General features: G+C 69.2%; 7 protein-coding genes. All 7 read left to right on the forward strand.

The window, feature by feature from the left end; all coding sequences use genetic code 11:
* Positions 1 to 57 precede the first annotated feature (57 nt).
* The 7 genes from ACWIVK_RS08290 to ACWIVK_RS08320 all read left to right on the forward strand — a co-directional run bounded on the left by ACWIVK_RS08290 (position 58) and on the right by ACWIVK_RS08320 (position 5,996).
* A complete protein-coding gene (locus ACWIVK_RS08290) occupies positions 58 to 813 on the forward strand; it encodes a metallophosphoesterase family protein (RefSeq protein WP_448576179.1) in 756 nt (251 codons plus the stop codon).
* A 57-nt stretch (positions 814 to 870) separates the two neighbouring features.
* The gene (mreD, locus tag ACWIVK_RS08295) at positions 871 to 1,350 is read left to right on the forward strand and encodes a rod shape-determining protein MreD (RefSeq protein ID WP_448576180.1); all 480 of its coding nucleotides are present in this window, start codon (positions 871 to 873) and stop codon (positions 1,348 to 1,350) included.
* Positions 1,340 to 3,616 (forward strand): penicillin-binding protein 2, encoded by a 2,277-nt coding sequence (gene mrdA, locus ACWIVK_RS08300; RefSeq protein WP_448576181.1) that lies wholly within the window; start codon positions 1,340 to 1,342, stop codon positions 3,614 to 3,616. The genes mreD and mrdA overlap by 11 nt, the downstream gene beginning before the upstream one ends.
* 3 nt (positions 3,617 to 3,619) lie before the next feature.
* Positions 3,620 to 4,327 (forward strand): septum site-determining protein MinC, encoded by a 708-nt coding sequence (gene minC / locus ACWIVK_RS08305; RefSeq protein WP_448576182.1) that lies wholly within the window; start codon positions 3,620 to 3,622, stop codon positions 4,325 to 4,327.
* A gap of 29 nt (positions 4,328 to 4,356) precedes the next feature.
* Positions 4,357 to 5,181: a septum site-determining protein MinD gene (minD, locus tag ACWIVK_RS08310; protein WP_448576183.1), complete on the forward strand. Its 825-nt coding sequence runs from the start codon at positions 4,357 to 4,359 to the stop codon at positions 5,179 to 5,181.
* A 19-nt stretch (positions 5,182 to 5,200) separates the two neighbouring features.
* Entirely contained in the window at positions 5,201 to 5,491 is a 291-nt protein-coding gene (gene minE, locus ACWIVK_RS08315; protein ID WP_448576184.1) for a cell division topological specificity factor MinE, read from the forward strand.
* 82 nt (positions 5,492 to 5,573) lie between these two features.
* Positions 5,574 to 5,996 carry a VOC family protein gene (locus tag ACWIVK_RS08320; protein WP_448576185.1) on the forward strand — a complete coding sequence of 141 codons (423 nt, stop codon included), beginning with the start codon at positions 5,574 to 5,576 and terminating at the stop codon, positions 5,994 to 5,996.
* Positions 5,997 to 6,006: the final 10 nt, after the last annotated feature.

Here is a 6,006-nt window from a genome sequence, read left to right on the forward strand (position 1 = left end):
CGGCACTGGGCGCAGTAGGATGGTACGGGATGAGCATCGCAGCGAGGAGAGTGAGCCATGCGCGTCGCCGTTGTGTCCGATACGCACGGGAACCTGCCAGCGCTCGAGGCGGTCCTCGAGGCCATCGAACAGGACTCGCCCGACCTCGTCGTGATGGCCGGTGACGTCGCCTTCGGTGGCCCCTGGCCAGCCGAATGCATCGATCTCCTCCGCCAGCGCGGTATCCCGGCCGTTCGCGGCAACACCGACGAATTCCTGGTCGCGGTCGCGACGGGTCGTCCACCCACCACGCCGGTCGAGGACCTTCGCCTCGACCATTTGGCCAGTCCCGCCCTGGCTGCTCGGTATGCCTGGTGTGCCGAGCGGCTGCGCAGCGACCAGATCGACTATCTCGCGTCGTTGCCGCTCCGCTTCGTCGTCCCCGCACCGACCGGCGCGGCGCTGGTCATCGTCCATGCCACACCGTCCAGCCCGCATCCCGTCGTCCCGCCCGATGCCCCGCTCGAGCGACTGCGCGCGCTGCTCGACGAGAGCGGTGGAGCAGCGCTCGCCTACGGGCACATCCACCAGCAGGCCCGCTGGCAGATCGAGAACCGACTGGTCGTCGCGGTGGGCAGCGTCGGCCTCCCCTTCGATGGCGATCAGCGCGCCGCCTACGCGCTCCTGGAGTGGGACGGATCGGGCTGGAGCGTCCGCTTTCAGCGTGTTCCCTACCCGGTCGAACGGACGATCCACGCGCTGGAGCAAAGCGGCATGCCGGGAGCCGAAGCGCAGATCCGCGTCCTGCAAACAGCTCGCCCGCCGGGAAACTGAGGCAGGCGTGGTACGATTGGCACGAGACCAGCGCAGGGGTGGAGCGCAGTGCAGCAGATGGCGATCACGATCTTCCTCTTGGGGGCGGCTGCGCTGGAGGTGCTCGTCTTGCCGCGCGTCACGCCCTTCGCCTTGTTCCCCGATCTCGTACTGGGAGTCGTCCTGGTCGCTAGCGCCCTGCAAGGGATGCGCAGCGGATTCTTCTGGGCAGCGGTGGGGGGCCTGGTGCTCGATCTGTTGGCGGCCAGCCCGCTCGGAGGGCACCTCTTGGCGCTAGCCCCGGCCGTGCTGGCTGGAACGGCCGCACGGCAGAGCATCTACCGGAGCGCCCTGCTCCCGCTCATGGGGATCGTGGGAGGAGTCACGCTGGCCTACCGGGCGATCCTGCTGCTCGTCCAGTGGCCAGCTCGCTGGGAGGCCTGGCTGGACGCGGGGGTGACCGCCATGCTGGTCGGCATCCTCAACTCGATCGCCGTCCCGCTCGTCTACGGCATCGTCCTGCTCGCTGGACGTCTGGGGGTCAGGCGTGCGCACTAGGCCGGCCCGGCGCGGTCTCGATCTCCCCGCGCCGAAGTCGATCGCGCCACCGGAAGAACCGGAACCGGCGAGCGACGATCGGCTGACGCGCCGCGTGTTCCTGCTGCGCGGCGCGATGGTGCTCGGCTTCGGGGCAGTCCTGGCCAAGCTCGGCATCATGCAGCTGCGCGAGCGCCCGCGCTACCAGGCAGCCGCGCAGGGCAGCATGGTGCGCTTCGAACCGTTGCGCGCCCCGCGCGGCCTCATCGTCGACCGCAACGGCGCCGTGCTCGCCCGGAACCGACGGAGCTGGACCGTCTGGCTGGTACCCGCCGAACTCCCCGACGACGAGGCAACGTACCGGCAGGTGCGGGACCAACTCGTCGCCGCCCTGGGACTGGACGATGTCCTGGTCGTGCACCGGCCAGCGCTGCCACCCGGTGAGGAGCGGACGGTTCTCGACGCGCTCGCCACGGTGCTCGGCGTGCCCGGGGCTGACCTCGCGGGGCTCGTCTTTTCCGCCCCCAAGGATCGCAAGTACGTCATCGTGCGCGAGAAGCTCCGCCCGGAAGAGGCCGCAGTCCTGCGCCAGGAAGCCAAGCGCCTCCCGGGGGTGCATGTCCTCAACCGGTTCGATTACCTGAGACAGGCGGCCGCGGGGAGCGCCGTGCCGGTCCTGCTCGCCGAGGACATCCCGCGCGACCTCGCGCTGACCCTCGCGGCCAATCCGACCGCGCTCCCCGGCATCCGCGTCAGCGACGAGAAGCTCGTCCGCGAGTACCCGGCGGGGCCCGAGTTCGCGCACATCCTGGGCTATGTCGGGCCGATCACCAAAGAAGAATACGAGGCAGCGGGCGGCGACAGTCCGGCCAATCCCTATCGTCCCGACGACCGCGTCGGGCGCGGTGGGGTCGAGCAGGCGATGGAAGCCGTCCTGCGCGGCCAGCACGGCGGACGCTGGGTGCAGGTCGATGCCCGCAACGCGATCGTCGGCGAACTGGTCGAGCGGCGGCGCGAGCCAGTTCCGGGACTCACCGTGGTGCTGACCATCGACTCGGCACTGCAGAAGGCGGTCACCGCGGCCTTGGCCGAAGGGATCCGCACGGCCGATCGCGCTGCCCGCGAAAAAGGACGCGATCCGGTCGGATCGGGCGTCGCCATCGTGCTCGATCCGCGCTCGGGCGAGGTCCTGGCGCTGGTCTCCCTCCCGACCTATGACAACCAAAAGTTCGTGTACGGCTTGACCCAGGCGGAATACCAGGCGCTCCTCGACGACCCCTTCCACCCATTGGTCAACTATGCGATCAGCGGCGAGTTCCCGCCCGGCTCGACCGTCAAGCCGCTTCTGGCCTGTGCGGGGCTGCAGGAAGGAGTGATCGCGCGGCAGAGCACCTTCACTTGCCGGGGAGCGATCCGCGTGCCGACCGTCTGGGACGAGGCAGGCGGCAACACCTACGTCTGCTGGCTGACCAGCGGGCACGGCGAGGTCGACGTCCTCGACGGGATCGCCCAGTCCTGCAACGTGTTCTTCTACAATGTCGGCGCGCCCGGCCAAACGCCGGAGGGCGGCAGCGAGCCGCTCCATTACTACATCCCCGGCGACCCGACCAAGCACTACTTCACCGGACTCGGTATCGGGCGGATCGAGCACTATTTGCGGCAGGTGTTCGGCTTCGGGCAACCGACCGGTATCGAGCTCGCCGGCGAAGCCGACGGCCTGGTGCCGAATCCGCGCTGGCTGTTCCAGACGTTGCGGGAGTACTGGTCGGTCGGAGATACTATAAACGTCTCCATCGGCCAGGGGCACCTGGCCTGCACGCCGTTGCAGCTGGCCTGTGCCTTGGCTGCCATCGCCAATGGGGGGACCTACTATCGGCCGCGGATCGTCCGCGAACTGCGCGATGCCAGTGGGCAGGTGGTCCGGCGGTTCGAGCCGGAGGCGGCGCGGCAACTCGCGATCGCGCCCGAGCATCTCGAGACGGTCCGACGCGGCATGCGCCGCACCGTCACCGATGGAACGGCGAAAGGAAAGTTCGTGCTGACGGGAGACGACATCCCGATCGCCGGCAAGACGGGGACAGCCGAGTACGGCGAGGCGGAGAACGGCCGCTACAAGAAGGCTCATGCCTGGTTCACTGCCTTCGCTCCCTACGACGATCCAGCGGTGCTGGTGCTCGTCCTGATCCGCGATGGCGGCGAGGGCGCGACCTTCGCTGTCCCGGTCGCTGACCGGATCCTGGCGACCTATTTCGGACGGATCAGCCCGGAAACAGGAGCGAGAGGGTAGGCGATGCTGGACGACGAGCGAGCGCGAGCGACGGTCCGCGTGCGCGGAACCCAGGACGGCGTCCGCCTCCTGTTGCCGCGCGCCATCCCCCTCGCAGCCGTGCTCGAACAGGTCCGCGACCTCCTCGAGGCACGGTCCAGCTTCTTCCGCGGTGCCGCCCTGACGCTCGACTTTTCCGAACGGGAGCCGGTCCTGGACGAGATCGGTGCGCTCCAGCAGCTCCTCGATCGCCACGGGATCCGCATCCAGGCGATCAGTGCCGCCACCAGTGACGTCCGCGAGCGGCTGGAGCGCTGGGGATTCCGCACGGAGACCGCCGAACCAGCGCGCCGCTTGCGCCTGATCGAGCCAGGCAGCGAAGAGGCACCGGACGGCAGCGCGACGTACGTCCGCCGGACGCTCCGCTCCGGCATGTCGGTCGAGGCCGAGGGGCATCTCGTCCTGATCGGTGACGTCAACCCGGGCGCGCTGGTGGTCGCCGGCGGGGACGTCCTGGTCTGGGGCGTGGTGCGTGGAACGGTCCACGCTGGTCGCCGCGGCGATACCGAGGCTGTCATCGCGGCGCTCCGCCTGGCACCGATGCAGCTGCGGATCGCTCACCTGGTGGCCCGCGCTCCCGATCGCGGCGGGCAACTCGTGGATGCGCCAGCCTTGGCACGGGTGGTCGATGGGCAGATCGTGATCGAGCCCTGGCGGATCGAACGACGCTAGCCTGGTCGTGTGCCAGGAGGAGGGGTGCGGTGGAGGAACAGCAGGATCGCAACGGCCGGGTCATCACCATCACCTCGGGCAAGGGCGGGGTCGGCAAGACGACCACGACGGCCAACGTGGGAGCGGCACTGGCTGCCCGCGGCAAAGCGGTCGTGCTGGTCGACGCCGATATCGGGTTGCGCAACCTGGACATCGTGTTGGGACTCGAGAATCGGATCGTCTACGACATCGTCGACGTCGTCGAGGGCCGTTGCCGGTTGCGCCAGGCCCTGATCCGCGACAAGCGGCTGACCAACCTGGCGCTCATCCCCGCCGCCCAGACCCGCGACAAGGAAGCGGTCTCGCCGGAACAGATGCAGGCGCTCTGCCAGGAATTGCGCCAGCAGTTCGACTTCGTCCTGATCGACTCGCCGGCGGGGATCGAGCGCGGCTTCCGCAACGCGATCGCCGGCGCCGACGAGGTGCTCGTCGTCACCAATCCGGAAGTCTCCGCCGTGCGCGACGCCGACCGCATCGTCGGGCTGGTCGAGGCAGCCGAGCTCCCGCCCCCGCGGCTCATCGTCAACCGGATCGATCCGGAACTGGTCCGGCGGGGCGACATGCTCTCCGTCGAGGACGTCCTGGAGATCCTGGCCATCCCGCTCGTCGGCGTGGTACCGGCCGACGAGACGATCGTCACGGCGACCAACCGGGGCGAGCCGGTCGCGCTCGATCCCCACTCGCGGGCCGGTCAAGCGTTCCGCGATATCGCCGCGCGCTTGCTCGGCGAGGAGGTGCCGTTCCAGCCGTTGGACACACCGGACGGAGTCTGGCGACGCATGCTGCGCGCGCTCGGCTTCGGTGGCCGGGCCTGAGCCAGAGGAGGGAGACTGCATGGGCTGGTTGGACACGCTCTTCGGTCGCAGCACGAGCCGGACGCCGCGCGGCAGCGCGCAGGTCGCCAAGCAACGCCTGGTCGAGGTCTTGGTCTACGACCACGTCAAGCTGACGCCCGATGTCCTCGAGGCGATCCGCCGCGAGATGTGCGAGATCCTCTCCCGTCACCTGGAGATCGACCCCCAGGGGATCGAGATCACGCTCGTGCGCGGCGAAGGCGGCGACCGTCTGGTGGCCAACGTACCGGTCCGCCGGGCCGGGACGGGGAGCCGCGGCACCACGCAGTGAGTTCACTGCTATACTTCGCACCTGCGACGCACCGGACACCGTGCGTTGCCATCGGCGGCACGAGCGAGGGGAGCATTCGGGCATGGTACCCGTACCGGTGATCGGGCTGCATCACGTCGGGATCGTCGTCGCCGACTTGGATGCGGCGATCGAGACCTACCAGAAGCTGGGGCTGACCTTCGACGGCATCGCGGACTACCCGCACACCCGGATCGCGCTCTTCCACGGTGGCGAGGGACACGTCGAGCTGTTCGAGCCCAAGGACCCGGATTCCGATCTCGGTCGCTTCCTCCAGCGGCGTGGAGGGCTCCACCACGTGGCCTATGCGGTGCGCGACATCCGTGCGGCCCTGCGCCGCCTCGAGGAGCAGGGCTTCCAGCTCATCCACCGCGAGCCGGTGATCGGCCTGCACGGCTTGCCGGTCGCCTTCGTCCACCACGAGTCGTGCCACGGCGTCCTGACCGAGCTGATCGAAATCCCGGAAGAGAGCGGCGCGGGTCACTGACGGGGCGACG

The organism is Thermomicrobium sp. (genome assembly GCF_053493975.1).